A 26,574-nucleotide genomic window follows, 5' to 3' on the forward strand; every position below is an offset into this window, starting at 1 on the left:
TGCCGTTCGGAAGTAGCTTGCACAGTACACATTGCAATCTATAACTCGAGAGGGAATAAAGAAAGGCGGTTCCAATGATTGCGGAGCAAAACGATGAAAAGTTAAACCAAGCTATTGCTGAACGGTGGTGCCGTTCAAAAGGTTCAGGTTGGAGTTTAGTTGATACCGCAGGACGTGGAGGTACCGCTCCAGTATTTACAGTCAACTCTCCCAAAGGACCGCTCGCACTCAAGTTACTCGATAAGGAGTTTTCCGAGGGAGCCCGCCGCTCCGAAAGTGAAAAACGTATCCAGAAACAAGTTGACTCGATTGGGATTCATGCATGCCCGTACCTTATCCAAGTTTACGAGGGGGGAGCTTTTGAGGACAGACTGTTTCTACTAATGAACAAGGCGCTTGGTTCTGAGCTCGCACAATGCTTGGATCTTGTTCCTAGAAACAAGATATCGTCCATAGTTGATCAGGTTGCCCAAGCCTGCATATACTTAAGAAGCATCGGACTGTGTCATAGAGACATCAAATCCGCCAATGTCTTCGTGACTTCGGATTTCACGCATGCCACTTTGCTGGATGTCTCTGTGGCGCGTGACATCTACGATCCCGTTGGTCTCGGAACGGACCATGGAGATAAGCTACCCGTTGTTGCTACGTCGCGTTACACTCCGCCGGAATATTTGTTTAGGTTAATTGATCCGGGTGAAGAGCTCTGGCATGCGGTAGATGTATATCAACTGGGCGGACTAATACATGATCTAGTTATGCGAAAGCCCATGTTTGAGGAAGACTATCGAAAGTCGGCTGAAAACCGCTACCGGTTCGCTTGGGTGGTCGCAACCAAAACTCCAGAGCTCGCTGCAGAAGACATTGATGCCGGACTTCTACTACTTGGGCAACGATCGTTAGACAAGGATTGGCAACGTCGCTCTAGTCTTCAGCTGGAAGACTTTCTTGCAAACAAGAATAGCCGCAGTAAATTAGGGATCGAAGCAATTGGGCTCGCTCCAAAATTAAAACAAAAACCTGAGATTGGCCCGGCTAATATCCGTCAACTTCTGTCAGGCTACGCCAAGGATTTGGAAGAGCAGCTTCGGGCATACCAAGTCGAAAAAGGAATTAAGGCAATCCATTCCGCTGCTCCACGCCTTAATGATAACCGCTGGGAAGTCTGCTTCGAGTGGACATTGCCTATCGATGGAGAGCATAGCTATGATCACATAGCCCTATCCTACGAGTTGTCGGTACATTCTGTTATGGGCAATACGCAGATCGGTATGGTTGGGACACTCATTGCTCACAATTCATCTGGAGATCATGCTGCAACGATAGAATTACCAAATATCCCTATTGACGAGTCTACCAAAGAAGTAATTTTTACTCGTGCGGTCGGTGCTATATCCGAGCTTGCCACCAATATTATGAATAGCTCTAAGGAAAACGAATAATGTCACTCTGGTGGGCCCGTAAAGATCAATTGGACGAGCATCAACGCAGGTTGATTGAAGATTTAGAAATTGAAGGAAAATATCTTATACTTGGCCCTCCCGGCTCAGGAAAGACGAATGTTCTACTGCGGCGCGCCCAGTTTTTCAGAACACAGAGTATCCCTAATATTCTTGTTTTGACTTTTACAAGATCTTTGACAGAATTTTTGCGGACTGGCTGTTTTAATGCCAATGGAGATGAAATATTTCCTCCTGCTTTAATAACCACTTACGAATCTTGGATCAGAGAAATCTATTATAAGCAAAAAATCGATCTCCCTACGGTCACTGATCCGTCAGCCAGAAAAAGAGAGTTAGCAGCTGGAGCTTTGGAAATTGTTAGAAACAGTTATTTGCCTCGATATGACGCTCTTTTTATCGATGAGGCGCAAGATCTTTTGCCGGAAGAAGTGGCTTTGATTCAAGATAGGGCAGATAGGTTGTTTTTTGTGGGGGATGACCGTCAGCGCATCTATCATAGCGTAAGTGGTTTAGAAGCAGTTCGGGCCATTGTGCCTACTCCTGTTGAGGAAACCCTCCCATTTCACTATAGATTAGCTCCCGAGATATGTGCGATGGCTGATCGAATTCTCAATAATGTGGCGGGACAAACCTTATCGAAAACCGAGCACTACACAGGGCCAAAGCCCGGGCGGATTGATGTTCATGCCTTCCTAGACCGCGAACCTCTCATTGCTGCGACAATTAGTAATCTCACCAACCAGCTCAGAGCTTACGGCGATTTCTTAAGTCAAGGCGATAGGCTAGGCGTAATTGTTCCGCGTAAGGATGATAGAATTTTACTCTATGATGCGATAGAAGCAAGTTCCGAATTATCTGGTCGCGCCCAGATAGTGAGAGCTCGCACCGGTGATGAAGATGATCGAAACCATTCGACAGCTCTTGACCTCGACCGACCTATTTTGATTATGACAGAGCAAGCGTGCAAAGGGTTGGAGTTCAGAGCACTGCATTGGTTATTTGTGGATGACCTAACTGGATTTCGAACCGACGAGCGGTACTATACGGTGGTGACACGTGCGAAGTCGAGCTTGGACATCTATCACACAAACTCCCTTCCTCAAACTCTAGCAAGATCGCACTCTAAGCCCGCGGGGGACATTTGGTCTTGATGAATAAAGATTTTTACTTTGTCTGGGCGTCAGACCGGGAACTTAATGAGCTTGTCACAGGACAACTAACTGGCAATTATGTGCCTTGGCCCAGCATTCAACTTAGGAACAAAGGCGACGGGCAAATCGGAGTTTTAATCGAATTAGGTCTTGATGAGCACGAGCACATCAAGCCAGTAGTGCTTGTAGTACCAGAACCTGCGCAACGGCGGCTTTTCGGGCGATTCGCTTCTCTCCGGGAAGAACTCGCTCCTCTCTCAACGTGGTGTCATATCATTTCCGAGCAATTGTTTGACTCAATCGATGATTTACATCAACCGGCATCATTGGGTGGACTTGAAGCCGCCTGGAGTGGGTTAGCAATTGCCGAATCAGCTCTTTTAGCTCAACGACCAATTGACAAGATTCGTGTCGCGGCATGTTTTGCCACCGCCAGTTTTGCGGTCGCGCGAACGCATGCACTATGGCCGAGGGTACGTGTTGAACAGACTATTGAAAAATATGAGTTGGCTAACAGTGTTGCGCGCAATGTTCCACGAGCAACAGTTAAACTGGCAAAGGACCTTGAGCCAATATGGGGTAGTCTGATTGGAGTTCCTAACGCATATGCGGCCTCTGATCGCAGCCTGAGCAAAGCCATATTGGGGCTGTTGGAATCACGGTTAAATGACCCGTCCAGTGAAAATTTAGTATTGGCTGAAAATTTATCGCGCTGGCCAGAACGTGAACTTATAGTTCAGCTTAACGAGCTCCATCCCGAAGCAAGGGTAAATGCATTTGATCAGGTTATTAACGAACTTCGTTTCTCAAACCTAGGCACCGAAAGGTCAAATGTGTTGGCATTTGTGGCAGGTTATATTGCAACGATCGCAGCTGGTGGAGCGCCAAGTATCGGTTTGGCCGAGCATGTATCTCGAGATTTTCCCGCAGTTTTGGCTTGGGCCTACGTAATAGGTGGAATTGGTGAACAAATAACTTGGACCTCTAGTTTTAGTGGTCTAGGTAGGCTCGTGAGCAGGGAGTTGTTGCGCCCACTCCACCTAAACGAGCCTCCTAGTTGTGATTTTTCCATTGATGAAGCCGTTCATCTGGTGGACAAGCAGTTAAGCGATCCTCTGGTACATTTGAAAATCAAACAGCAGCGACAACTTTCGATTGCGCTTTTCCCCGGCGTCAATCTAACGGTTCCGTTATCAGAACAGAATGAGGTGTCCAGTGGGCAGCAGACCACGGCAATGCGACCTGAGCAAAAGGTCGGCGATTTCGCAGCGCTCGTAAACGTTTTATGGCCTTCAATTTTGGATAAAATCCGAAGTGAAGGCTTGATAAGTAACACAGCACCGAAAAATGCTAGTTCTAAAAAGCGCGCGAACCAAACTAAGTATAGTTCAGATTAATCCAAGCGAAGATGGTGCAGCAGGCAATACACGTTGTCTGAGACACTAGTGCGGTAAGCTATTCTGCAAATCGCATCTTTATTTGCTCTGATACTACCGCCAATTGTTTATCGAAGGATCCGGTGACTGTTGCGGCTTTTGCTTTCTCAAGCGCGGCAATCACATCGGTCAACATCTCGCAAATGATCGCGTTTCGAACTCTTTCTCTACTCACGGCTAATAAGATTGAGGGCAACAGCCATCAATATATAACACAGACTTTTAACTCAGTCGGGTTTTTGCCGAGTCGAAGATATATCCTAGTGCTGGACGAACTCAGCATAGGCCGATCGGTTAGGGAGATACACTTCACAAGAAAAACAAGTTCTGTCACGGTCGGCATCATGGAAAACGAGTGATCGATGAGCATAATTGCGCGTCCCGACTTTGGAAGAACGCATCTCAAAAGTACTTTTATTTATTCATTTACGTAACCGTAGCGGCGCCCACTTCCCATGACTTTAGCGCCAGCAATACTATGTCCGAAGGCTGCGTCAAAATCCGCTTCCTCCAAAGCCCGTATATGGTGCTTTGCGCCGTCGGCTCGAAATACCAACACCTTGCCATCGTACATATCAAAACCGTATTCTTCTGGAATCGGCAAAGTAATTTTTTCCATGTGGTTGTTCCCCATCCGAAGGTTTTTAGCAACTTCTTGTCCGGTGGGGGTGACGAAAATGATCTCACCGATAATCGAGTTTAACGGTTGATCAATAGGCGCGTGAAATCCAAAAAAACGATTCATTCCCCGAGGCATATCAATTTGGTTTCCGGGTCTGTCCTCACCACGATTACGAGTAACGTATCCAGCCTCTATCCAGAAAGTTTTTACTTCTGCGTAGTCTGGTTCGCCTCCGTCATCCCCTTGGGGTGCTTTCTTCTCCACCCACGCGGCCTCATAAAGATCTATGATCTCCGCTAAAGGTGTTGCCCCATTCCAAAGCGTTTCCGCTGCAAGATGCGATTGGCGAAATATCCTAGTATATTGGGCGTGATCGGCCGCATACAATGCAACCCCGCACTCCACATTTTTACTTAGACCGCTGGCCGAAAAGTTCCCCGATCCCGAAACCATACCAAATTTGTTCTCTGGATTATTAAGCAGGAAGGCTGCCTTCATGTGGTAGTCAAGACGAGGAACAAACCCATCTTGGCCCACAATCCAAGCCCCATCATAAATTCGAACCTCGGTGTTTGGTTTTTCGCTAATGAATTTAAGAGCTTTGGGGTGCGTCCGACCATAGTCCAACCCGAATAGCCACCGCGTCGGCACATTGTTCCAGAAGCCAGCACCGAATTCAATGTCAAACCCGGCAGCACCTGATTGGGTTGCATAGGCATAGCATCCCAGCATAGACGATGATCCTACCAAGCCGTGCACTCTTAAAAGTTGCCCTGACGTAGTTACTTCAGAGTTCGGGCTTTGAAGAAAAGCTTTTACCTTCATTGTCGATCTTTGCCTCGCGACAGGTTAAGTGCGAAGAGTTTGGCAATTATATCATCGTCACTGACGTTGGACGGCCATCCATATGCTGCCGCAACTGCAGCATCTAGCCTTTCATGGAGAGTTATCAACCAAGACGGCTTCTCGTTGTAGAGCTTTGTTAGCGTACGCCGCTTGACTTCTGAAGTGGCAACGGTGTCGATAGCATCGTGCACGACAGACATTCCCTGATCTGGATCGATCTCAACACCTACAAGTTCTTGTGGGTTTAGCCATCGTTCACGTGTCCGATTTAACTCCTGAGCGGCGTTAGCTATTGCCTTTGCGCGTGGGTCTGTCATCGCGATACCTAGCTCGATATCTGGCGTCAATCCGTCGGGAAAGGGAAAAGTTTCAAAGGTCGTACTGGGCGTGTATCTCGGATCGTTACCCATTCCCAGATAGCTACACATCCGCAACGACCAAAGGTCATGTAATCTACTTTGTAGTATACCGAACGCAAGATCGTCGTCTCTTGCTATAGCCACAACCATATTGTCGGCTAACATAGAGGTCGAAACCCAGCGGAAAATTCTATGCTTTGATACTCTCGGTGTAGCGATAAACCGGCGTTTCCCTACGAGGGCCTTACGCATGGCTGGACGTGTATTCCAATGCCTCCACCATGTCTCCAATGCCTCTTTCTGGTTCATGTGAGCACGATGCTCTCGGACCGGTTTTATATATTTGAACGGAGCTTCGTAAAGGGATGCCTCGTATTCGTTGAGATTGTTGAAATCAACGATGGACCGACCATATGGCCTATTGACGATTTCATCGCCGATTAAATACGGCACCACCACGTCAGAGTTTGGCCGTCCGTTCGGGTTCCCTGTTGCGGATAGAAGTCCCGTGGCCTGTTCAGCATCGACTAGATAGGTAGCAGGTGGCAAGCCCAAACGCATTGCGTCAGCGCGATTTAAGCTTCCACGAGGCACTACACCTTGAAAAGCTATTCCCTTATTAGCAAGTAGTTTCCCTGCCCTTGTCAGATCTACACCAGTCTCGCCGATCTTCGCTGTTAGATCCGCGAAAATGGTGTCAACGTTCTTTCCGTCCAGTCGAATTTCGGATGTCACTCTAGAACTGGCTAGACAGACCATGGAGACGCGAACTGACGCACCATCAACCGTCCACGGCTCATCCGACCAGGCCTCAAAAATTTTACCTTTTGAAGCCGCCTTAGCAAGTACCTCTCTGTTTTTGCCGTCGGCGATTGAATTGGTTGTAACAAGGCCTACCCTATCGGTGAAATCTTTCAGCGCTTCGCCTGCTTTGTGGATCCAAAACGTCACTAAATCAGCACCATCTGGAACCGAGCCGCCATAAACCGCACGTAGCTCTCGGACATATTCCCTACCCAACTCTGGCTGAAGCTTGCGGCTTCCTAAAAATGGCGGATTGCCTATAATGACATTTGCTCGTGGCCATTGTGATGCAGAGCCGTCTTCATTCAAAAGAGCGTCCCTGTTTTCGATGGTCGACAGCGTCTTCAGAATAGGATCGCGGTTCACCTCAAAACCATTTTTCCGCATCCATTGAATTTCACCAATCCAGACGCTTACTCGCGCCAGTTCAGCTGCGTAAGGATTTAATTCAATGCCCAAAACGGCCGCGGGGGAAACTTCTGGTACACCACGCTCTATTCCGAAAGATTCGCAATCGAGGCGAACACGATGGTCCAAATCCTTCAACACATGCAACGCCATGTAAAGGAAATTCCCTGAACCACATGCTGGATCCAGAACACGAAATTCCCGCAATTCTTGCAGAAACTTATCACGTAATGTATGAGCCCGATTGAATTTCTCGGTCGCTGCCTTTCGTAGTTTCGTAATTCGGACTTGCCGTCCTTTATCCGACTTTTTGGCTTTATCCGCGTCTAGTTTATAAAGAGCACTGGCCTCATCCAGTACGGCCTTGATGTCTAAAGTGGCCTTATCCCTAGCAGAGCACAGCTCCTTAATTTCCGTAAATACAGTTTCCCATTTTGACAGCAAAGGCTCGATAATCGTGGGCCGTACGATCATCATTATTTTTTCGCGATCTGTATAATGCGCGCCAAGCTGAGCTCTTTTTGCGGGATCCAGCCCACGTTCAAAAAGAGTACCGAAGATCGATGGATCAATGTCACTCCAATCCAGCTCTGCCGCCCGTCTTACTAACTCGATGTCTTCCTTGTTTAAATCAACCACGTTAGCGTCATCGAATAATCCACCGTTGAACCACGCGATCTGATCGATCCCGAACAATCCGCCACTTTTCATTTTCTCAAAAAGACTCGTCAGCAAATCTGAGCCAATTGAAGGTCGCTCAAACGCACGGTCAAGAATCTGCGTAAATAATTTGCGTGGCAATAGGCTTATATCCTCGGCGAACATACAGAAAACAAGCCGGTTAATGAAATGTGCCACTTTATGTGCTTGATGTCCCCGCTCACGCAAACGAATGGCAAGGGATGCAAATTTATCAGCCGCCTCCATTGTCAAGGCATCGATCGTCTTCTTAGGTTTTAGACGCTCAGGTTCGACAAAAGCATTCCGCAAGAACTCACGCTTATTGTAGTCTCGGAGATCCTCCATGAGAATCTCATGTGTCTCTGATACGGTGTTCGTCCAATTTGTATGGATAATAATCCTATCCATGTCAGATACGATTAAGAGCGGTGGATTTTCCAGCGCCACAGAATATTGTAGAAGTTGGCTATAGGCAGCCCTTAGATCTTTACGCTTGCCTTTGTATTCCCAACCAAAAGCTCCTCGTCGCCAGACATCTGCCCACCCTTCTCCACCTGCGGCTTTTGAAGCACCCCGTTCAAAACAATACCACTCCCCCGTTGGGTCAGCACTAATTGGCTGCTCAACGCCGAGCAAGTCACAAAGATCGTTGAAATGCGATTGGGAAGCAGACCTTTCTTTGAGTGTAGAAGCTCTCCATTTGGTTATAAAATCGTCGGCGTGCATGTACCTAATTTCTTGTTATGTCGTATGTTCTCATATCCCTACTGTAGCCGTCATCATAGTTGGTGTCATCTTCAAACGAGACGCAAGCTTTGTGTATCACTACAGTCTCCACCCTTCGTAGTACTTAGTAGGATCTTTCTCTTACCGTTCACGAAGCCACCGAAAACTTGAAGGGATTTGGGCCATCGAATTGATAGAATCGTAAGCTCATTCGAAGATAGGGAGTAGCGGCTTAAATTAAGTCTTGGGATGGAGATCACAATTAGCCGTTGAACCTTGCTCACGCGCCAAGATCAAAAGCTTGAGTTCAACGAACGCTACTATGGTCAGACAGATGGCAAGTTAATAGAAAATATGTCGCCGACGTGCAGCGCCGTTGAAGCTCGGCCACTAGCCTTAAAGGGCACACGTACGCCCCGTGGCCTTCTGATTGCTGGATTCTGCTGCAACAAACACTTTAGAAGCTCCATTTAACTATTTCCGAAACCGTTTCTTGATCTGCTCCGATACTGTAGCCAACTGATCATCGAACGACTCGGATACGGCTGCAGCTTTAGCTTTTTCCAACGCAGCAATCAAATCCGGTAACGCTTCGCAGATGATCGCATTCTTACCCTTGGCAAGTTCCAGAGCGGTACGTCCGTATTTGATCGACAAGATCAGTTTTCCGTCTTCGTCTTCAAACCACCAGCGACCGCGAGGAGATTTTCCCTGTGAAGTCTGATCGACAAATTTGATCTGCTTCTCGATCTGAGTGACCAGCCGTTTGCGCCGCTTTGCAGTGGCGTCTAGTTTTGGCTTCGCTTTCGATACGGTGAGTTTCAAACCTTCCAATGCCATTCGCTTTCTCCCTGTTGAGTGCGAAGGGCATCAGGTGGAAACAAGAAATGGTCAACTAGTTTGAATACCATTTGCCGTAACCACGGCAGTGACAAATTTGATGAGCTATAGATATTATTGCCACTTTATACCGATCACGAATCTAGCTCGCATTCCACAGCGCAAAATAATCCCGATATCTTCGCCAGTTGAGTGGTCGTCGCGTGGATATGGCCATCGGGTGATCTGCTCAATGTGCAGCCGTAGTCTCCGGATCGAAATCGAATGGTTCTGCTTATGTTAGCCAATCCGACAAATAGTGGCCTAAATCCGAAACCATGCCCGGGCTCTAAAAAGCGCGATACCCCTTCTTTCAAAGACAATTCCAGTGCTGAACCAGAGTCTGAAATGTCAGCATATTGAGAGTTCGTCTGGAGGCTTCGCAGAACACCAACTCCTGAGTCTCCCACAACAAACTCAAACTTACCTGCTCTTGTACTGTATGCAACATAACCCGTCTCAATTCGTTCACTATGATCAACGATGTTTCCATATATTTCGCCAATAGCCGCTATCAGTTTACCCGCAGAATCATTAGAGAAGCCGACAGAAGTCGCCGCTCTTTTCGATCTTAAAATGAAATCCGTCCACGCGAGCTTATCATCTACAAGCTGCGTGACAGGAACGAATCCTTGACCGTCAAATGAACCAAACCAAGAATTCATTTTTCTCAAACTTTTGAGCAAGTTAGAGTGATTTGGAGCTAGAAGGTATTTAGACGTTTCTGATCGTGCGTTGGCGTTTGACGCCATATGAACAAGTTCTAATAGCGGTCCCAAATCGTGAGCAACAAATGTGGGGAGCTCGGTAACTGTCATTCCACCTTCAATTGCAAAGCAGATGTCATCTAGAAGATCGAATGTAAGCGTATCGATAATGCGCCTCGTATAACCAAACTTTAAATTGCTTCATTGTAGAAAGCAGCCTTCAGAAAAGCTACTTGTTCATTTATATTGTATTCTAGATGGTTAGCTAATGACTCTTCAGGATGAGTCTTTTTAGGTTTCCAATCCAACGTTTGGTTATTTGTACGTTCAGCTACCTGGCGTTTAATCGTCTTCATGAAAGCGGTTGTATCAATGTAAACTACGCTTCTATAAAATCTGCGCAAGAAAGGGATCACACTTGGATCACCCCGAACTACAATATCTAATGTTCGACCCGCCTTTGTTGCTAAGTGAGCGAGACTATCCAAATGAAACTGCATCCGTTCCTTTCGCGCTGGCCCTGTAATAAATTCGTAGGCTAAAACTTGGATCTCTGGGCGCTCGGAAATAAACTTTCCCCACCGTTCGAAGTCTTTGTTTGTTCTACCGTTAGGATGAAGCGCGCAGGAAAGTCCCACATGTTGGAATTCCGAAAAAATCAGTCCTATGCGCTTTATTGCATGCATGTCGTCCGTTCGAGGATTGTCTAATAAAAGGCTGAAATTCGGTGATGATACCAGACGAATACCCAAGTGAACCAATTTTTGAATAATGGTAAAACGTTCCGTTCCTAGCGCCCACCAAGGTTCAATCCGGTGGTCGTGATCAACGCCCGAAAGAATGATTTCTGATCCAAAGCCAATGCGATAGGAGTTACAAAGGTGTTCGCGTGAATTGAAGCGAACCTCTTTCTTTTGAAAATTAACGAGGTCAGATAACCGGAGGGCAATCCATTGGTTTGGTAGATTAGAAGAGCGTGAGCTTCCATGATAGATTAGGGGAGCGACGCCATTTGGCAAATCTATGTCACAAAGTGGCGTTCTAGGTACATTATCAAGACCAAAACCCATAATCTCGCGTTTTTGCGATACATATCTTTCGATGTTGTTCGGACAAACTCTCGTACAGCGCTCAGTGTCTCCACAGCAAAGTCCGAGGCAGTCGAATAGTGATCCTTTTATAGATAGACCGCCACACAACCCGTGGTCGGGGCAAGTGAAGCATCCGAGCAGCTTTGTATTATACTGTGGTTCGTCGGTTAGCGAGCGAATGATAGTATCATTACGACGCAAATCTTGGCTTTGATTTAGCACAGCGATACTTCAGCCTTCCTTGAGAAGGTGTGAACCCGACGTATAACGCCGGTCGCAACCCCGCCAGATTTTTCCACAGCGGCAATCACATCTTTGGACGGACTGTCCAAAGACCCAACGATTGAGTTACCCCGTCGTAACTTTAGCGAGCCATCCAGAGATTCGATAATGAGTTTCTCACCTCCGGTTAAGCTTGTTTCTTTTGCTATTGAAGCGATCAAGCATCGCGGTTGATCCTCAGGGTTACGAGTAAACAAATCAGGAGTGGCAAGCTCCACGCGCTTTGCATCAATATGCTTGTTGAAGGTTCGCCGAGTCCTATTAAGAAATTCTGATCCCATCAGTCACTCACTTCTAATACAGGGCGATAGTATTTTGATCGTCCTTTTGTGAATTCTCGGATTAGTCCTTTATTTGCTAGGCCAGCTAAACGATTGTTCCAAGCTGTCGTCACTTTAATCTCTTCGGATTCCCCGAATTGTTCCATCAGCTGATTTGCATCAGTTTTTCTTAAGTCACAAACTAGTTCAAATGTTCTTTGTTGTTTAACGTCAAGCAACCCAATTACGGTAACATTAGAGATAAGGTTATCGTCGCTCATTAAACAACTAAGAATTGCGTCATTCTTCGCATTGGCAACCATGAGTAACTCATCATGGACTGAGTCGTTTGGATTTGCAGCAACCGGATAGTATTTTGATCCAACAGCGCGCATGTAGTTTTTCAATGCAAAAATAGACTCTCGCAAGTAACTAGCTGTTGCTACGTCAACGTGCTTGAAGTCAAGAAACAAGGGTATGGGAGCATTGGCTTCATTATCTATCTCTTTGACCAACTGAGCGAAGGCGATTTTACCGTTAACAGCTCCAGAAAGAATAGCTCCATCACCGCCATCACCCATAAAAGCCAGATTATATCTCATGTCGCTCACCTACCTCACGTGTAATTCATGAGATACCCGTTTCACCATCGAATGTCAATAGTTGGAATAACTCGATAAAACCTGTGGTGTTCGGCGGTGCGTGAGTGTGTTTAGATGAAATCACCAAGGGAGAAACACAGATGTGGACTGAGCTGACAGTTGGAAAGCATAAGGGTAAAACCCTTCCGCAGATCATGTTTTCTGATCCGGATTATTTCTATTGGGCACGTAGCCAAACTAATTTTTTCAAAGGCTCACTAATTGGCCAAGCCGATGATGTAGCGAGAAAAGCGGGGGCTATACATATTAACAGACCCGATCGGCAAAACTGGCGCGTTCAGTATTTTTGCAGCCCCGATGGTAAATTTGCAACTTTCGAATTCGTGGAAGCAAGCCGCCCGCGTCATCAAGGATCCAGCTCTACAACCCGTTCGAAACTAGTAGATTTTTCATACGTACGGAGAACCCGATCATATGATAAATCGGGGTATAAGTTGTTTCTAAATGATTTCAAATATTACTACTTTGGGAGTCGGGCGCACCGTATGACAAAAAAGACATGCGAGGACTTCTTCTCCGCAATGGGTAATTTTGACCTTTAGCAAAGATGGATCATCGTAAGCCGTTTTAAATGCCATTTATTTACCTTTCCATTTTTTAGCTTTTCTTACTCGCTGTCGGAAGGAATCAGTAAATCGTTGGTCACTTTAGTCACTTGTTTTTGAGGCTAAGAAACTTTCTTGTGTAACTTCGTAGGATCAGGAGCATCGATCCGTTATTTTTCCACCGCGTGATCGGCTAAACAACGATCTGATGGATCCGGCTCGGACGATTTTAGCGAGGGCAAACTTCGTCGCAAAAAAGTCAAAAATCATTGAGGGGACACGATAAGGTTTTAGCCCTTCTCCCAATTCTCCCCCAATTCAATCTAGGTATCACAAAAAACAGTTGCTTGGTCATACGGTTTTCAAACTTTTTTCTGTAACTGCAGCGATGCGAAAATCATTCACCCGAAAACAGCTTTACGATCTCGTTTGGTCAGAATCGATGAAAACCGCTGCGGCACGTTACGGCGTTTCTGACGTGGCTTTTGCCAAAATGTGTAAACGTGGTGGGATACCGATTCCGTTTCGTGGATATTGGGCAAAGGTTCAAGCGGGAAAGAAAGTATCGAAAACACCACTACCGGCCCGGGAATTGGGAATGGCTGAGATTATCCAAACAGGGTCCAATAATTATTGGCAGCGTTACAATACGCCAGATAATTTGATCAATGCTGAGCTTCCGCCTCCTCCAGAGTTCGAAGAACCAATCAACGACGTGAAAGACCGCGTTGAAAAGCTGATTGGCAAAGTCACTATCCCTAAGACCTTCGACAAGGCCCACAGATCGATACAGAAGCTTCTGGAAGATGATGAGCAGCGTCGCCTTAAACAACTCGGTCAAAGATATCCATCAAGCTGGGATGCACCTTATTTTCAATCGCCGTTTGAACGTCGTAGGTTGCGTCTTATCAATGCACTGATGATCGCACTGATGCGGTCCGGGTTTGCAGTCTCAATGCGAGGCAAAAACCCAGCAGGTTTCGACGTTAAAATTGGAGGGGAGAGCGTCTCCGTAACTTTTGATAGCAATGGTAAATCCCGGAATTCGTATTTCCCGACATCTGAAGCCAATCGCCCCGCTTCTGACAAGCTGACTGTGAAGATATCTGCGTATGCCGCTGGTGAGCAGGTGCGTTTGGTTTGGGAAGACACGTCCGATGAAAAGGTCGAGAGCCACTGCCAACAGATTGCAGTCAACATCGCCTTGGCCGGAGAGCTCAAATATCGAGCTGGTGAGCTGCATCATCACAATTGGCTTGTTGGGCGCAAAGCGCAGTTGATTGAAGAACAACGCAAGCGCAACGTTGAAGAAGAACGGCTTGCAAGAGAACGCAGGATAGCTGCTGAAAAAGCCCGCGTTGATAGATTGCTTGGTGAAGCCGAAGCATTTCGGCAAGCAGCTGACATTCGTGGGTACGTGGAGGCGGTCCGGAACACGGTGACCAATGAAGTAACTACTGAGGAATTCGAAAAGTGGTCCGAATGGGCTCTCGCTCAGGCGAACAGAATCGATCCGCTAGCATCGAAGCGCTTTCTGGAAAATATCGACTATGAAGATTCTTCAAGCAGTTAGTTGCGTATTGGGCTATTCCGGTATTGCAAAAGAGCTCTAACACAATCTCTATTAAATAGTGTTGGTTGCTGTTTTAATGACAGACGGGCAAGATTTACCTACACCGCATGAAGACCATACTGACTTAGATACGGGAGAGCTATGGCGTTCGGAGTATCCTACATAGCATATCGCTGCCTCGACTGTGGTGAACCGGTCTTTCAGGAGTGCGAACTCCCTGCTTTTGACGAGACTGCGGATTCGCGCGGAGACGCCAGCGACACGATTATCTGCGAAGCAGTGTGTGAAACCTGTGAAGCAGAGCAGTTGTTTGAAATCACCGCGTATGAATTAAATTACTACGAAATTGAGTGCGTTGGTGACCAAACCGTTAAAGCGATGCTCGAAGTACCAGTGTTTTTTGAAGACAAAGACCATTACGAGTTCTGGCTTGTTGACGACACACTCGATGATCCCTATCGCCTTTTTCTCCGGTCGACTGCGGGGTTACATCAACTTGCGCATATTGATTTTGAGACCGGCGAGTTGGAGCAGGTGCAGCTCAGAATGTTATACGCACACAATATCGCGATCCTAGAGGCTTATCTGTGTGACCGTATTGTAAGTCTGGTGACTTATAGTGATGAAGTCTTGAAAAGATTTTTAACGAAATACCCATTGTTAGGTGACAAAAATGTTCCACTTCACGCTATTTTGGGACATCCTCGTATCGTCCACGAGCTTGTGGGAAAAGCATTAATCGATTTTTTATATCACCGTCTTACCGATGTTGAGACACTTTACAAGAAAGCGTTCGATGTCGACATTTTCCGGACAAATACACTGCGCCGGGAACTTGATGCGGCCATGCCAATTCGTCACGATTTTGTACATCGGAATGGTCGGGATAAGGGCGGGCAGATGCATTCGATTGATAGTGCAACGGTTGGACATCTGGAAAAAGTCGTTACCGCCCTGGTAAATGATATAGAGCAAATGCTCGCTCGCCATATCAAACTTAGACGTTTCTATTTTTTTGAGAACCCTATCCCAATTGATCCAAGCGACTTTGATGAGGCCAGCGATGATGAGTTGATGGCAGCGATTAGCCCATGTGCTGATCATACCGGAGACGCTTAGAAGCATTTCCAATGCCACAACTTTTTATCTCGCTCTTGGATAAATCATTATGTCCTCGCTGACTTCCAGATTGTGATTATTGAAACCTAGAAACTTTCCTGTGTAACTGCTCAGTGTTGATGGTCCGGATCGATTATTTTTCAATGAAGTAATTGGTTGAACATCGATTTGACGGAAATCAAACCTGCTTAGATCAATCTCATTCAACGCTGTTTTAAACTTTTCTGTCAGATCACTTGGTAGCATCCAAATCGTGTGAATATGGATGTTTTGAACCTCTCCCATTGAATGCCAGTGCCGTGTTCCATTGACGTCTACACAAGCAATCATTTTTGGAAGCCGATTATGGTTTTTTGCTTTTAGAAAGTTCCTTCCAATCAACTTGTTACAAAGCAAATTATAAAGATGATTGGTGTTCCACAGCTCGATTGAACGAGCTGTTTCATTCTGATCGTGTAAGCTTCGCTTACGCGAAGCAACTGCGTTGGTGTCAAAATTTAATGTGATGAAAAACCCATTTCGGCTGGCGTATTCTTCTTCGGATTCAGTTTCGCATTTATGTTGGCAAATGAAATCCGTTAGCAGCTGGTCGAACCAGAATCCGTATGCGTGTTTGAGTTTATTAGGCAATGTGTGGTCTCTTTAAAAATTTCATATAACAATAAAGCCACCTGATTTGCAGGTGGTTGCCAACTCAAACATCGACGGTAATTGCGAGGGTCTTTACACAACAGAATTGTAATCGATTATCGATTATTTATTGAGAAGAATGACGGGTTATGCGTCCCAATTGATATTTTCCCACCAAGACGGCTCGGATTGATTACGCGCAAACCATCCACTGTGGTCAGTTATTTTTCCAAACTTGTCCCGACGCAAAAGCGTAACTTGGGAAGGGATATTATCGACGTAGGTAACAAATTTCGTTGGATCAATTTCATCCACGACTACAGCTCTGGAAGATTCATCTGCGAACTGAACGTAGAACGTCCTACTCATGGATTTATTTTCAGTAATCGCACCATTCATCCGATCAAGAAGTTGCTTACGATATTCGAGTTCAACGTGGTTTTCTTCCAATAACGCCTCAACGGTCGCGATTAAAGGTGCCCTGCCTTGAGGGGCGACGTAAAGTGAATGTATTACGGTTTTAAGTTTGTTGGCTACTGCTGTCCTATCGAGATAATTGGCATACTTTCCCTCTTGAAGATGCATTATTTGTTCGCGAAGCAGCTCAGGTGAAATGGTATCGCTCTTCGACGTGGTTTCAACAGCTAAACGGGAGAGTTCCTCTTCGAGGACTTCTATTTCCGCTTGTACCTCATCGAGTTTCGCTCCCAAAAACTTAACCGAAATCGTGGACTCTTTTATGGTTTCAAATATCCGATCCCGACGCGACTTAGCATCATGTATACGCCCGCTCAGTTCGATTGACTTTGATTCCAACGCTTTTCGTTCTTGGTTTATAGACGATGCCTCAAATATAGTTTCAAGATCGATCTCGCTGACAAAATACAAAAAAGACTTTTCAAAGTCAGAATACCGCCAGCCGGTTTCGATGCATTCAAGGCCTTTAATTGCTTTCGAACATTTGAGATAAGTCCCCCCCTTGGGTCCTTTACCCTTATTGACAAAATGCATCGGGCTTCCGCAATACCTGCACTTCGCGATGTTAGTGAAAAGATTGCTAAGTTGCTCACCTTTTCGTCCCGCACTTGGGTAAGCTGCCCTCTCGCGCTGGGCTGATTGCACGCCGTAAAATAATTCGGGCTCAATGATTGCGGGAAAATATCCTTTTATTGGATCGCCCTCAGGAACACGCTTACCGCTTAGCATCTTATGCGGCTGATATTCTCCAATGACAGCACGATTTTTTAGAATCTTCGCTACATAAGACTGAACCCACCCATCGGATTTCCCGAATGGAGGCACCTCGTCACGATTCAAGCGTTTGGTTATAGAGAATGTCCCTACGCCGGATAAGCTCTCTTCAAAAATGCGCCTGACAACAACATCTCGTCCCTCCAGTATGTTGAATGATCTCCGATCCACAGAGAGTTTCAGCCATGCCGGGCAAATGCGAGTCAACTTTTTCGTTTCTGCGTTGTTTCGTTTATTTGACCACGCCTTACCAACTCGATCGCTTTTTGTTCGGGATTCCTCGTAAGCGCGGGCCATTCCAACAATGGAGACAACAAGTTGGACCCAATCCGTGTCTCCAGCTTTGAAAAGCTGACCGTCTGAGAGCGTAACAAGATTGATTCCATTATTAATTAGGTCGAGAAACGCTACGGCGGCAGTAGTGGGTGTCTGGCGGCTTATTCGATCCAACGATTCAACTAGCAGATACGAGCCCTTGGGAATTTGGCCAGATTTGACCGCCCTTAGAAAGGCACCAAATTCACCGCTTTGGACATTTTCACCGGTGTAGGCCGATATTCCAATGTCCTTAAGCTGGAATTCCTCATCCAATATCAAACCGTGTTTTTGGGCATACTCAATCGATAGTTGACTCTGCCTCCGCCAACTGTCTCCCTTGATCTGTAGGTCAGTGGACATCCGTATGTAAGAGTATGCACGAGGAGCTGTCATTATCGTAAATTACATCTTTATTTAATAGCATACAATGGCCTTATGATGGGGCCTCCGGGCTCCGGCAAATCCATGCTGGCTCAAAGGCTTCCGTCTATCCTGCCGCCGCTACTGCCGCGCGAGCTGCTTGATGTCTCGATGATCGCTTCTATCGCTGGTGAGCTTATGGGTGGCAAGCTGACCGACAGACGTCCTTTCCGGGCACCACATCATTCAGCGTCAATGGCTGCTATGGTCGGTGGAGGGATGCGTGCCAGGCCCGGAGAGGTGTCCCTCGCTCATCGCGGTATTTTGTTTCTTGATGAATTCCCTGAGTTTACCCCGCAAGTTCTGGATTCTCTGCGCCAACCGCTCGAGACTGGCGAGTGTATGATTGCCCGTGCCAATCATCGTATTTCCTATCCAGCTCAAATTCAGCTTGTCGCTGCTATGAACCCTTGCAAGTGTGGGATGGCAGGCGAGCCCGGCCGTCGTTGCGCAAGGGGGCCGCGATGCCGCGAGGACTATCAGGCGCGAATTTCAGGTCCGTTGTTGGACCGTATCGATATCAGGATTGACGTGCCCTCCGTGAGCGCCGCTGACCTTATCAAGCCCTCTGCATCGGAAAGCAGTGCAACCGTTGCACAACGTGTTGCCAAGGCCCGGGTAATCCAGAAGCAGCGTTTCGAGCAACTCGGTGTTTCGGCAATGACAACCAACGCTCAATGCTCTGTCGCAATCATTGAGAAAATCGCTCAGCCGGATAAAGCAGGCGTGGTCCTGCTTCACCAGGCGAGCGAGCAGATGCGGTTTTCTGCAAGAGCGTACCACCGAGTGCTGAAAGTAGCGCGAACTCTGGCTGATCTCGAAGGGCAGGAAACAGTTGGACGCATTCATCTCGCCGAAGCGATCTCATATCGGATGGGTGCGGATACCATGAATCAGGCAGTACAATAGAAAATGCCGGACCTCTTGATCCGGCACAGTCGTTGATCAGGTCTACTGAACCGAGCCAACAAGGATGTTGCTTGGTGCTTCGATGCTGACCCAGCGGCCCGTATTGTTGGAAGCTTGGCGCTTGAGATAGGTGTAATCCGTCTCCGACCAGTTCTTTACGCCATCGACAAGATTGTCGAGGATAAAGTCACCCCGGTCGGTACGTACAGTCAGGACAGCATGGCCTTCACCGTCGGGCTTACGGACGACTGTTATCAACAGATTGGCTGGTGAAATTCCGGCTTCCATCAGGTCGCGACGCTTCAAAAGGACGTAATCCTCGCAATCGCCGACAGCATCCGGATAGGCCCAATATTCCTCCACGCCGTAGATTTCCATGTCGGTCAACGGCTTGATTTTCTGATTGTCACTGCTGTTAACGCTGACGATGAGCTGCCAAAAATCATGATTCATCGTTTCGGGCATCACATTGCGGCTTTTTACGCTGCATTCCGCAGGAAGTCTTTTGCAGAACTCGTAATGGCCGATAGGCTGCGATGTCATGCCGCCAGTTTGCATGAAAGGCTCAGCGGCAGATGCGGGATTTGTGCAGAATGCAGCAGCGAAAAACGCGAGGGCAAAGCCCAAGGATTTCATTTTTTTGAGTGCTGCGAACATTCTTTACTCCAAACCCGACTACCGATCGTTAACAAAACGTTAATGTCGGAGTGGACCATGAGTCAATCACAATGGCGCCACGGTCCTGCCATTGTTAATATATGGTTAAAATTTGAGCTTTCGCATTCCCACAATAGGATGATGCAATCCCAAGGTTCCCAAATTGCTTCTCCAACCACTATTGGAATGGTTTTTGGATTGATTGTTTGCAACGACAGGTTGCTCAACAAATTGATATTGTTAGGACTTTTTGAAATGGAGATTTTGATCGGCTACAATGCAAGCAATATTGAACCCAAATAACTTTGCCAAAGAGCTAAATCGTAAGGATTAATCATTGATACGCATCAGGGGGCAGCTTCACTTCGTATTGGTGTTTCAGCTCCGCATGATCGTTAACCAAATAGGGCAGGCCATGCGGCACCCAGACAAAGGGCCCGTTGACCCTTTGTCTGTCAATGCGCTTTCAGTGAGGTGTCAATTAACGGATATGACATCTCCATTGCGGCGATCAATGCTGACTTCTATGTCATTACCACGCCGATCCAAGCCTTCGATTACATAACGGGAACGTGTTTTTCTGACATCATCGACCGTTCGTACGCCTTCACTTTTCGCTATGCGCACCGCTTGGCGCTCGCTGATCTCATCGCGGCGATCCCGTTCTCTGCGATCACGGCGATCCATACGTTCCGGTTCGACCAGACGCACGCCATTGGGGCCTAACTGAATGGTTTGAGCGAAACTCTGTGGCACTGCGGTGAGTGCCATAAGAGATGCGGCACCGATAATAATAAACTTCTTCAACATGGCTTTCTCCTTCCGAGTAGCAATCAATTCCCCGGCCATGTTGAAGAGAACGCATCGTAGGCGATAGCGTTCCCTTCATGATGTTTCGCATTCCAGCCTTCGCCAGAAGCTGGCTATTCCAGCGCGAACGAACCTGTCTTGATTTCTCCAGCCTTGTGATAGGTATTCATCACTACGCCCGTCGTGGAGGCTCTTGAATTGACGAGAGTAAGTGCGCCGGGTTTCGCATCTCCGCTAAAGAAGGCTTTGCCCTTGCCAAGTACAAGCGGGAAAACCCACAGGTTGAGTTCATCGATGAGATTATTGGCAAGCAAGACATGGATGAGTTGGCTGCTGCCTTGAATGAGCAAATCCGGGCCATCGGACTGGCTGAGTTTGCGCACTGCCCCGGGAACATCTGCACCTAAGGTCACGGTATTCTCCCAGTTCACCGTGTTCGGTGAAGAGGTCGCAACATATTTGGTGGCTGCGTTGAACTTGTCAGCAATCGGGTCGCCCTTCTCAGCACGAGGCCAGTGATCTGCAAATATATCGTAGGTTCTACGACCGAGCAGAAGATCGAAAGGCGTACTCATGCCTTTGCTCATGACCTCTCCCATCACTTCGTCCCAGTAGTGAAATGTCCAGCCGCCATATTTAAAGCCGCCATCCGTGTCCTCCTGAGGGCCACCCGGCGCTTGCATAATGCCGTCAAGGGAAAGGAAGGTTGTTGCAATGATCTTTCGCATTCCGAAGTTCCTCTGTTTGGTTAGTATGCAACTAGGACGAACGAGCCTCGACCTTGCCGACACCACCCTCGATTTTTTCTGGACTGAAAGTGATCAGGCCTCCCACATACCCGGAAACCGGTTGTGTTCGGAGATATCACACTGTCGCGCCTGTGCTGTCGGAAGGTCGCAATCCACGCACTTCTTTGTGTCAATTGATGCTTAAATCATCATACTCACGGTGCTGCTTCGGTGACGGGGCTGATAATTGGGAAGCTGGTCTTAAGTCCAGCGCTGCCCCCGCAACGGTAGCGAAGCGTAATTTCCGGCGGATCACCACTGGCCTCTTGAGGCCGGGAAGGTGCCGGAAGAGTCGAGTAGGACAGCTTCGAAGCCCGGAAACCAGCCATGAGCTGAGATGACTCGACTGATTGCGGTGGGCAATCAAAGGGATAATAGCCTTGCGAAGCCCCTCCTGGCCTATCAAACGCAGTGCTACTCTCTTTAAGTTTTCCACCCAGAAAGGTCGGGCCTGCGAAGGTCGCGTTCGCGCGATCTTCGCAACACATTCGAAGTCGTGACGGCGAGGAGCGCTATAGACGTCACGACAGGATCTGAGTTCGAACCACAGACGGGACGGTCTGTCCTGATTTCCACTTAAGTCCATCGTGCAAGTACAATCCAAGGGAGGATACCGTAATGAGCAAGAACAGAGGCGTGGTCTATGTCGGCCCCGGCAGGGTAGAGGTGCAGGACATTGCCGATCCAAGACTGGAGGCGCCGGACGGACGCGCAATTGGCCATGCTGTTATCCTCAAGGTGCTATCGACCAATATTTGCGGCTCCGACCAGCATATGGTTCGTGGCCGCACCACGGCGGAGCCCGGCCTGGTGCTTGGCCATGAGATCACTGGCGAAATCATCGAAAAGGGAAGCGACGTCGAGATGCTGTGCGTCGGCGATATTGTTTCGGTTCCGTTCAATGTCGCCTGCGGCCGCTGCCGCACTTGCAAATCGCAGGACACGGGTGGGTGTCTGCCTTACAGTCAATCCGGCGCGTGCGGGTGGTGCCTATGGCTATGTCGATATGGGTGGATGGATTGGCGGGCAGGCTCGCTATGTCACTGTGCCTTACGCGGATTTCAACCTTCTGAAGATTCCTGACCGTGACCGTGCCATGGCAAAGATGCGTGATCTCACCATGCTTTCGGATATTCTGCCGACAGGCTTCCATGGGGCTGTGAAAGCCGGGGTGGGTGTCGGTTCGGTGGTTTATGTCGCGGGTGCAGGGCCAGTTGGTCTGGCCGCAGCCGCTTCGGCGCGCATTCTAGGCGCTGCGGTCGTCATGATTGGCGATTTCAACAAGGAACGACTGGCTCATGCGGCCAAAGTCGGTTTTGAGCCAATAGACCTTTCAGCCAGTGATCGCCTCGGTGATATGATTGCGCAGGTGACTGGCAGCAACGAGGTGGACAGCGCCATTGATGCCGTGGGCTTTGAGGCTCGTGGACATGGTGGCGGCGAGCAGCCTGCGGTGGTACTCAATCAGATGATGGAGATCACGCGCGCGGCAGGTTCCATCGGCATTCCGGGGCTTTATGTGACAGAAGACCCGGGCGCGGTGGACAGTGCCGCCAAGCATGGCAATCTCTCACTGCGTTTCGGCCTTGGTTGGGCGAAGGCGCAATCCTTTCACACAGGCCAGACCCCGGTGTTGAAATATAATCGCCAGCTTATGCAGGCTATCCTTTATGACCGCCTGCCCATTGCCGATATCGTCAATGCGAAGATCATCTCGCTGGAAGAAGCAGAACAGGGCTATGAAAGCTTCGATAAGGGCGCAGCACAGAAATTCGTGCTCGACCCGCACGGCGCTCTCGGTCAGGCAGCATAGAGCCTCCCAAGCTCATGTCGTGGCCCGCTCCGATTGGAGCGGGCTTTTTTTATGACGCATCACGGACCAGCAGCCAGAGCATGTAAAGCCCGCCTATGCTGACGGTGACAATTCCGACGGGCAGGCTGAATGGACTGAACAGGTGCTGCGCAACAGCATCGGCTCCAAGCAAAAGTACGGCGCCAGTACAGGCTGAAGCAGCAAGCGTCATGGATCGCGTCCGGCAAAGGCGCTGCGCAATCTGCGGGGCAGCAAGGGCGATGAAGACCACTGGGCCTGTAGCAGCAGTTGCAGCCGCAACCAACATTACGCCCACTATCATCAGCCAAAGACGCGTTGAACCCACAGACAGGCCGAGAGCCCCGGCCATATCGTCCCCCATCTCCATCATTCGCACACGGCGTGCCAGACCAAGACACAAGCACATGCCAAGCGTGCAAGCGATCGCAGAAGGTATAGCGCGGGCCCAGGTCATGCCATTCAATGAACCGGCACCCCAGAGGGCCGCGCTCATGACTGTTTCAAGACTGCCGGTTATCATCAGCCACATATTGAATGCAGTCAGCATCGCGCTGACAGCGATACCGATCATGATGAGCCGGAAGCCCTGAATGCCTTGCCGCCAACTGAGCAGATAGACGATCACCGCCGTTAAAAGTCCACCGCCAAGAGCGCCCAACGTAATCATCACGTGATCGCCGTGAAACAGGACAATAGTGATAAGAACACCCGTATAGGCACCGGTGTTAAAGCCGATGATATCCGGGCTGCCGAGCGGATTGCGGATGAGCGATTGAAATATCGCACCGCTCATCCCTAGCGCCGCCCCAAGGATCAGCGCCATGGTGATGCGCGGCAGGCGCCAGTCCAGCACGATCATGGCGGTACGTGGATTGGCGCGACCGCTTAGAGCGGAAAGGGTGTCGGCAAAAGAGAGAGGTAACGTTCCAAGCCCAAGTACAAAAACGGCGAGAATCAGTGCCATGACGGCAAGCAGAACCGAAACGATGACGTGCCGCAATTGCAAGCGCAGATTGATGCGTCCGTCTATGTTGCCAAGAAGGATGGTTCGGTTCAACGACGTCACTGCAGTGCTGTCCGTGCGGTGCTGTTTCCACGTGCCAACAGGATAAGAACAGGCGCACCTATGAAGGCTGTGACTATGGAAACACGCAGTTCTCCAGCTACGATCAGGCGTCCTGCGATGTCGGAACATAGGAGAAGAATTGGGGCATAGAGGAACGAAAACGGCAGCATCCAGCGTAGATCGGGGCCTACAGCCCAGCGCGCGATATAGGGAATCATCAACCCGACGAAACCGATTGGGCCAGCAACTGCGGTCACTGTGCCGGACAAAAGCGCTACGGTCAGGAGTGTTGCAGTCTGGGTCTTCAAGGGATTGGTTCCGAGAGACGCGGCCATGTCGTCACCCATTTCCAAAGCATTGAGCGGACGGGCGAGGACAAGCGCGGCGATGCATCCGATGCAAATCAGCGGTATGGCGGCAAGAACGAGCGTCAAATCGCCCACGTCGAGCGAACCGGCCATCCAGAAGCGCATGCGATTGAACACGGCCGGCTGCAAAAGAGCTATTCCGGACGATATTCCGCTCATCATTGCGCCAACTGCCAGCCCTGCAAGAATGAAACGCACCGGATCGGGTTTGGCCACTCCCTTGATACTGATCAAATGGACAAGCATGGCTGTCGCCAAGGCCCCGGCAAAACTGTAGGCAAACAAGACATGGGGTTGGCTGATCCCGGCAAAAGCGAAGCCAAGCGTCACCGCAAGGCCCGCTCCAGCATTGATGCCTACAATCCCCGGATCGGCTAATGGATTGCGTGTCAGCGTCTGCATCAATGCGCCGGAAATTCCGAGCGCCGCACCCCCAAAAAGCCCGATTAATGCACGCGGCAGGCGCGATTGCAGGATGATTGTGCTGTCAGGCCCGTCAACGCGGCCAAGAAGGCTATCGATGACCACCTGCAATGGCAGGGGCTTGGCACCGATACCGAGACTGACGACGAAAAGCAACGCAAGAGCAATCAGTCCGATGCCGAGCCATATCAGGCGACCTGCTTTCATTGCGTAGCGCTATCGGCAGCCAATGTTTGATCGAGTGGTTCGCTATCTTCTTCAGCCACGCCTTTCGAAAGATTGCGCAAACTGCTGAAACCGAAACTCATGACAGCGCCAATGAGAAAGACACCCGTGCCAAACCAGAACACCGATGCCATCGGTGCGAATGCGCGTGACAGGCTGCCCATGACGATGGAGCCGCCCGGATCACCGACGACATCTTGCGCCGCCCAAAGGCTATTGACACGACCAAGGAGGTGATCCGGCGTATTGGTTTGCACCAGAGTATATTGCATCAGCGATGCGATAGAGCCGAGATAACCGAACACGGCAAGGATGATAAGCGCTGGCACAAGGTGGCTGACCAATCCAATAGTTGCCAGCAAAGCGGAAGCGCCGCAGACGCAGCCAAGCAGGAGTTGTCCCGGCAGTGGAAACCGCCCGACCCAGCCGCTGGTAAAGGCACCAATCATTGCCCCGAGCGGTACAGCCGAGTACATGAGGCCGATGCCAACGGGTCCGGCGGTGAAACTGTCGGCAATGGAGGGGAACATGACGCGGATGGCGCTGAGCGCCGATTGCAGGGTTCCAACCGCAATAACTGCGCCGACGACCTTGTTTTGCAGCAGGAACGCAAAACCATCCATCATGGCGCGAAGCGGATGTTCATCGCCGCGTTCACCCGGTAGCAATGACGGCAGGCGGAAGAGCGGGACCAGCGTGCCAAGCGTTCCGATGCCTGCAATGAGATAGTTCCAGCTGACATCGGCAGATGCGATGATCAGGCCGCCGATGAGCGGTGCAAGAATGGCACCGAAGCGGACTGTAATCATGGAAAGTGCACCGGCCGCGGGCAGATTTTCACGGCCTACAAGCGTTGGAATAGCGGCCATCAAAGCAGTCATTCCAATGGCACCGAAAAAGCCATCCCAGAGCGAGACAAGATAAAGCGCAACCAGAGATGGGCTGCTGAGAAAGCCGTTAAGTGCGAGTACCAGAAAACCGACACCACAAAGACCACGCGCCAGAAGAATGAGACGCCGCCTGTCATGATGGTCGGCAAGTACGCCGCCGGCCATGAGGCCGACAAACATCCCGACGCCATCCAGAGCGATCACAATGCCAACCTGTAGGGCAGAACCTGTCAATTGATGGATTTGAACCGGTACCGCAACGGTGAGAATGCCAAGCGCGATAACTGACATCATGCGTGCGGCAAAAACCGCCCGGAAATTTGCATTGCGTTTCAATAAGCTGAAATCGACTATAAATGAGGCGGCCATAG

At 49.0% G+C, this 26,574-nt stretch carries 20 protein-coding genes, 2 pseudogenes and 1 riboswitch; of the genes and pseudogenes, 8 read left to right on the top strand and 14 right to left on the bottom strand.

Annotated elements, in window-relative coordinates; all coding sequences use genetic code 11:
- Positions 1 to 74 precede the first annotated feature (74 nt).
- The 3 genes from ABKW30_RS03475 to ABKW30_RS03485 are packed head-to-tail and all read left to right on the top strand — an operon-like array spanning position 75 to position 4,011.
- Positions 75 to 1,442 (top strand): protein kinase, encoded by a 1,368-nt coding sequence (locus ABKW30_RS03475; protein WP_348596609.1) that lies wholly within the window; start codon positions 75 to 77, stop codon positions 1,440 to 1,442.
- On the top strand, positions 1,442 to 2,614 hold the full coding sequence (locus ABKW30_RS03480) for a UvrD-helicase domain-containing protein (RefSeq protein WP_348596610.1): 1,173 nt from the start codon (positions 1,442 to 1,444) through the stop codon (positions 2,612 to 2,614). The genes ABKW30_RS03475 and ABKW30_RS03480 overlap by 1 nt, the downstream gene beginning before the upstream one ends.
- The gene (locus tag ABKW30_RS03485; protein WP_348596611.1) at positions 2,614 to 4,011 is read left to right on the top strand and encodes a hypothetical protein; all 1,398 of its coding nucleotides are present in this window, start codon (positions 2,614 to 2,616) and stop codon (positions 4,009 to 4,011) included. Before ABKW30_RS03480 ends, ABKW30_RS03485 begins: the two co-directional genes overlap by 1 nt.
- A 457-nt stretch (positions 4,012 to 4,468) precedes the next feature.
- Here the strand turns inward: ABKW30_RS03485 and ABKW30_RS03490 are convergent, their stop codons facing one another.
- The 6 genes from ABKW30_RS03490 to ABKW30_RS03515 all read right to left on the bottom strand — a co-directional run bounded on the left by ABKW30_RS03490 (position 4,469) and on the right by ABKW30_RS03515 (position 12,317).
- Positions 4,469 to 5,497: a hypothetical protein gene (locus ABKW30_RS03490; RefSeq protein WP_348596612.1), complete on the bottom strand. Its 1,029-nt coding sequence runs from the start codon at positions 5,495 to 5,497 to the stop codon at positions 4,469 to 4,471.
- A complete protein-coding gene (locus tag ABKW30_RS03495; protein WP_348596613.1) occupies positions 5,494 to 8,496 on the bottom strand; it encodes a DNA methyltransferase in 3,003 nt (1,000 codons plus the stop codon). The genes ABKW30_RS03490 and ABKW30_RS03495 overlap by 4 nt, the downstream gene beginning before the upstream one ends.
- A 474-nt stretch (positions 8,497 to 8,970) precedes the next feature.
- Entirely contained in the window at positions 8,971 to 9,336 is a 366-nt protein-coding gene (locus ABKW30_RS03500; RefSeq protein WP_348596614.1) for a hypothetical protein, read from the bottom strand.
- A gap of 134 nt (positions 9,337 to 9,470) precedes the next feature.
- Positions 9,471 to 10,193, bottom strand: coding sequence for a hypothetical protein (locus ABKW30_RS03505; protein ID WP_348596615.1), 723 nt, complete (start codon positions 10,191 to 10,193; stop codon positions 9,471 to 9,473).
- Between the two features lie 80 nt (positions 10,194 to 10,273).
- Positions 10,274 to 11,152 carry a hypothetical protein gene (locus ABKW30_RS03510; RefSeq protein ID WP_348596616.1) on the bottom strand — a complete coding sequence of 293 codons (879 nt, stop codon included), beginning with the start codon at positions 11,150 to 11,152 and terminating at the stop codon, positions 10,274 to 10,276.
- Between the two features lie 583 nt (positions 11,153 to 11,735).
- A complete protein-coding gene (locus tag ABKW30_RS03515) occupies positions 11,736 to 12,317 on the bottom strand; it encodes a hypothetical protein (RefSeq protein ID WP_348596617.1) in 582 nt (193 codons plus the stop codon).
- Between the two features lie 948 nt (positions 12,318 to 13,265).
- Here ABKW30_RS03515 and ABKW30_RS03520 point away from each other — a divergent pair.
- Together ABKW30_RS03520 and ABKW30_RS03525 are read left to right on the top strand one after the other, a co-directional pair.
- Positions 13,266 to 14,495: a hypothetical protein gene (locus ABKW30_RS03520; protein ID WP_348596618.1), complete on the top strand. Its 1,230-nt coding sequence runs from the start codon at positions 13,266 to 13,268 to the stop codon at positions 14,493 to 14,495.
- 141 nt (positions 14,496 to 14,636) lie between these two features.
- Positions 14,637 to 15,614 (top strand): hypothetical protein, encoded by a 978-nt coding sequence (locus ABKW30_RS03525; protein ID WP_348596619.1) that lies wholly within the window; start codon positions 14,637 to 14,639, stop codon positions 15,612 to 15,614.
- Between the two features lie 24 nt (positions 15,615 to 15,638).
- Here ABKW30_RS03525 and ABKW30_RS03530 read toward each other — a convergent pair whose 3' ends face one another.
- On the bottom strand, positions 15,639 to 16,244 hold the full coding sequence (locus ABKW30_RS03530) for a hypothetical protein (protein WP_348596620.1): 606 nt from the start codon (positions 16,242 to 16,244) through the stop codon (positions 15,639 to 15,641).
- Between the two features lie 147 nt (positions 16,245 to 16,391).
- A complete protein-coding gene (locus ABKW30_RS03535) occupies positions 16,392 to 18,206 on the bottom strand; it encodes a recombinase family protein (protein ID WP_348596621.1) in 1,815 nt (604 codons plus the stop codon).
- A 30-nt stretch (positions 18,207 to 18,236) separates the two neighbouring features.
- Here ABKW30_RS03535 and ABKW30_RS03540 point away from each other — a divergent pair.
- Positions 18,237 to 19,142, top strand: a pseudogene (locus ABKW30_RS03540) (ATP-binding protein); the annotation flags it as partial.
- A gap of 42 nt (positions 19,143 to 19,184) precedes the next feature.
- Here ABKW30_RS03540 and ABKW30_RS03545 read toward each other — a convergent pair.
- Positions 19,185 to 19,700, bottom strand: a complete 516-nt coding sequence (locus ABKW30_RS03545) for a transglutaminase-like cysteine peptidase (RefSeq protein ID WP_348597604.1) — start codon at positions 19,698 to 19,700, stop codon at positions 19,185 to 19,187.
- A 156-nt stretch (positions 19,701 to 19,856) separates the two neighbouring features.
- Here ABKW30_RS03545 and ABKW30_RS03550 point away from each other — a divergent pair, with 156 nt between their 5' ends.
- Complete coding sequence (locus tag ABKW30_RS03550) at positions 19,857 to 20,102, top strand: hypothetical protein (protein ID WP_348596622.1); 246 nt, start codon at positions 19,857 to 19,859, stop codon at positions 20,100 to 20,102.
- Positions 20,103 to 20,276: 174 nt separating this feature from the next.
- On the opposite strand, the gene ABKW30_RS03555 is transcribed toward ABKW30_RS03550, so the two are convergent.
- Together ABKW30_RS03555 and ABKW30_RS03560 are read right to left on the bottom strand one after the other, a co-directional pair.
- Positions 20,277 to 20,609 carry a PepSY domain-containing protein gene (locus tag ABKW30_RS03555; RefSeq protein WP_348596623.1) on the bottom strand — a complete coding sequence of 111 codons (333 nt, stop codon included), beginning with the start codon at positions 20,607 to 20,609 and terminating at the stop codon, positions 20,277 to 20,279.
- Positions 20,610 to 20,722: 113 nt separating this feature from the next.
- Positions 20,723 to 21,337, bottom strand: coding sequence for a dihydrofolate reductase family protein (locus ABKW30_RS03560; protein ID WP_348596624.1), 615 nt, complete (start codon positions 21,335 to 21,337; stop codon positions 20,723 to 20,725).
- A 201-nt stretch (positions 21,338 to 21,538) separates the two neighbouring features.
- Positions 21,539 to 21,742, top strand: a riboswitch (cobalamin riboswitch).
- Positions 21,743 to 22,015: 273 nt separating this feature from the next.
- Here ABKW30_RS03560 and fdhA point away from each other — a divergent pair.
- A pseudogene (gene fdhA, locus ABKW30_RS03565) lies at positions 22,016 to 23,210 on the top strand (formaldehyde dehydrogenase, glutathione-independent).
- A 49-nt stretch (positions 23,211 to 23,259) separates the two neighbouring features.
- Here the strand turns inward: fdhA and fepG are convergent.
- From fepG to entS, 3 genes are read right to left on the bottom strand one after another with little or no spacing between them, the layout of a single operon-like run.
- Positions 23,260 to 24,297 (bottom strand): iron-enterobactin ABC transporter permease, encoded by a 1,038-nt coding sequence (gene fepG / locus ABKW30_RS03570; protein ID WP_348596625.1) that lies wholly within the window; start codon positions 24,295 to 24,297, stop codon positions 23,260 to 23,262.
- A complete protein-coding gene (locus ABKW30_RS03575) occupies positions 24,294 to 25,295 on the bottom strand; it encodes a Fe(3+)-siderophore ABC transporter permease (protein ID WP_348596626.1) in 1,002 nt (333 codons plus the stop codon). The genes fepG and ABKW30_RS03575 overlap by 4 nt, the downstream gene beginning before the upstream one ends.
- Positions 25,292 to 26,572, bottom strand: coding sequence for an enterobactin transporter EntS (gene entS, locus ABKW30_RS03580; protein ID WP_348596627.1), 1,281 nt, complete (start codon positions 26,570 to 26,572; stop codon positions 25,292 to 25,294). Before entS ends, ABKW30_RS03575 begins: the two co-directional genes overlap by 4 nt.
- Between the last annotated feature and the right edge of the window lie 2 nt (positions 26,573 to 26,574).

Origin of the sequence: Phyllobacterium sp. SB3, from assembly GCF_040009165.1 — a bacterium.
Lineage (GTDB): Bacteria > Pseudomonadota > Alphaproteobacteria > Rhizobiales > Rhizobiaceae > Phyllobacterium.

What these genes read in the sequence shown, in the direction of transcription:
- ABKW30_RS03475 (WP_348596609.1), top strand. Translation starts at nt 75, where the DNA reads ATGATTGCGGAGCAAAACGATGAAAAGTTAAACCAAGCTATTGCTGAA.
- ABKW30_RS03480 (WP_348596610.1), top strand. Translation starts at nt 1,442, where the DNA reads ATGTCACTCTGGTGGGCCCGTAAAGATCAATTGGACGAGCATCAACGC.
- ABKW30_RS03485 (WP_348596611.1), top strand. Translation starts at nt 2,614, where the DNA reads ATGAATAAAGATTTTTACTTTGTCTGGGCGTCAGACCGGGAACTTAAT.
- ABKW30_RS03490 (WP_348596612.1), bottom strand. Translation starts at nt 5,497, where the DNA reads ATGAAGGTAAAAGCTTTTCTTCAAAGCCCGAACTCTGAAGTAACTACG.
- ABKW30_RS03495 (WP_348596613.1), bottom strand. Translation starts at nt 8,496, where the DNA reads ATGCACGCCGACGATTTTATAACCAAATGGAGAGCTTCTACACTCAAA.
- ABKW30_RS03500 (WP_348596614.1), bottom strand. Translation starts at nt 9,336, where the DNA reads ATGGCATTGGAAGGTTTGAAACTCACCGTATCGAAAGCGAAGCCAAAA.
- ABKW30_RS03505 (WP_348596615.1), bottom strand. Translation starts at nt 10,193, where the DNA reads ATGACAGTTACCGAGCTCCCCACATTTGTTGCTCACGATTTGGGACCG.
- ABKW30_RS03510 (WP_348596616.1), bottom strand. Translation starts at nt 11,152, where the DNA reads ATGGGTTTTGGTCTTGATAATGTACCTAGAACGCCACTTTGTGACATA.
- ABKW30_RS03515 (WP_348596617.1), bottom strand. Translation starts at nt 12,317, where the DNA reads ATGAGATATAATCTGGCTTTTATGGGTGATGGCGGTGATGGAGCTATT.
- ABKW30_RS03525 (WP_348596619.1), top strand. Translation starts at nt 14,637, where the DNA reads ATGGCGTTCGGAGTATCCTACATAGCATATCGCTGCCTCGACTGTGGT.
- ABKW30_RS03535 (WP_348596621.1), bottom strand. Translation starts at nt 18,206, where the DNA reads ATGACAGCTCCTCGTGCATACTCTTACATACGGATGTCCACTGACCTA.
- ABKW30_RS03545 (WP_348597604.1), bottom strand. Translation starts at nt 19,700, where the DNA reads ATGCAAACTGGCGGCATGACATCGCAGCCTATCGGCCATTACGAGTTC.
- ABKW30_RS03550 (WP_348596622.1), top strand. Translation starts at nt 19,857, where the DNA reads ATGAGTCAATCACAATGGCGCCACGGTCCTGCCATTGTTAATATATGG.
- ABKW30_RS03555 (WP_348596623.1), bottom strand. Translation starts at nt 20,609, where the DNA reads ATGTTGAAGAAGTTTATTATTATCGGTGCCGCATCTCTTATGGCACTC.
- ABKW30_RS03560 (WP_348596624.1), bottom strand. Translation starts at nt 21,337, where the DNA reads ATGCGAAAGATCATTGCAACAACCTTCCTTTCCCTTGACGGCATTATG.
- ABKW30_RS03575 (WP_348596626.1), bottom strand. Translation starts at nt 25,295, where the DNA reads ATGAAAGCAGGTCGCCTGATATGGCTCGGCATCGGACTGATTGCTCTT.
- entS (WP_348596627.1), bottom strand. Translation starts at nt 26,572, where the DNA reads ATGGCCGCCTCATTTATAGTCGATTTCAGCTTATTGAAACGCAATGCA.